This window comes from Priestia sp. P5_B4 (assembly GCF_056400385.1).
In genome coordinates this window covers 1-1,009 of record NZ_JBFULJ010001146.1, presented here as the reverse complement: position 1 = coordinate 1,009, position 1,009 = coordinate 1, and the positions used below count along the sequence as shown (strand labels likewise).

Annotated in this window: 2 protein-coding genes; both read left to right on the top strand. The window is 35.0% G+C overall.

What is annotated here, in order from left to right; translation table 11 throughout:
* Positions 1-2: 2 nt before the first annotated feature.
* Positions 3-443, top strand: coding sequence for a GNAT family N-acetyltransferase (locus AC1DRF_RS29495; protein ID WP_477742506.1), 441 nt, complete (start codon positions 3-5; stop codon positions 441-443).
* A 458-nt stretch (positions 444-901) separates the two neighbouring features.
* A partial coding sequence (locus AC1DRF_RS29490; protein ID WP_477742507.1) for a DUF5592 family protein occupies positions 902-1,009 on the top strand: 108 nt, incomplete at its 3' end.

Here is a 1,009-nt window from a genome sequence, read left to right as displayed (position 1 = left end):
CCATTACAGCTGACACGATATATATTGTTTCAGAGATTATCAATTCAAACGAAGCTTATAACGTATTAGAAAATGGCAAGAAAGAGCGGAGTGAAGAAGAGCTTTTTAAAGAATATATGAATGAAAAAACAGACAGTTATTTTATAAAAGCTGATGATACATACGTAGGAGTTATTGATTACATGAAACAAAACCCTAACGATGACCATCCATGGATTGGAGCTTTTATCATTCATAGCGCCTATCACAATTTTAGTTTTGGAACGCAGGCGTATCTAGTGTTTGAAGACAAGCTAAAAGAAGAAGGAGTTTCAGTTCTTCGCCTTGGCGTTCTGTCTCAAAACCCTAGAGCTAAGCTTTTTTGGGAACGTCTTGGTTTTACACAGTACGCAACTAAGCCGCTGCATCATAATCAAGTTGACTGCCTGGAAAAAGAGCYATAAAAAAATCCGTGGGTTATATCCGCGGATTTTTTACTGTACATTAAATGTTCGAAAGAAAGAAAATATAGTAACCACTTTATTATTATCAGAGCCTTATGCTGCTGTTGAAGACAACGTAAGCCTTCTATTCGAAGCGACTTGAAGTAACCGAACTGATTATCATAGAAATTTATGTCTTCAATGCGTTCGTTGCCTATGAAATTGTAACAATTCCTTATATATAAGTAACTTTAAATGTAAGTCGAAAATTACTTTATTCATTGGGACCTTGCAACTGTACTCAATTTCAGCAGGGGAAAAGAAGCTATTCCTAATATAAAATTAACTATTTAAGCTGTTTAGTATATGAATAAAAAGTGTACTTTTTATTCATATATTTTGCTAATGCATTTGAAAAGAACGTTGAGAAATCAAGGATGTATAAAAAGCTGCATATCCGATAAAAGGCACCCACCCTACTGAGAACCCTTCTTCCTGAACTGAACCCTAAAAAAYGAATGTATGAGGCGCTGTTACTTACATTGGTAAGGAAAAAGAGCACATATTGTGCTATTGACCGAGATGAA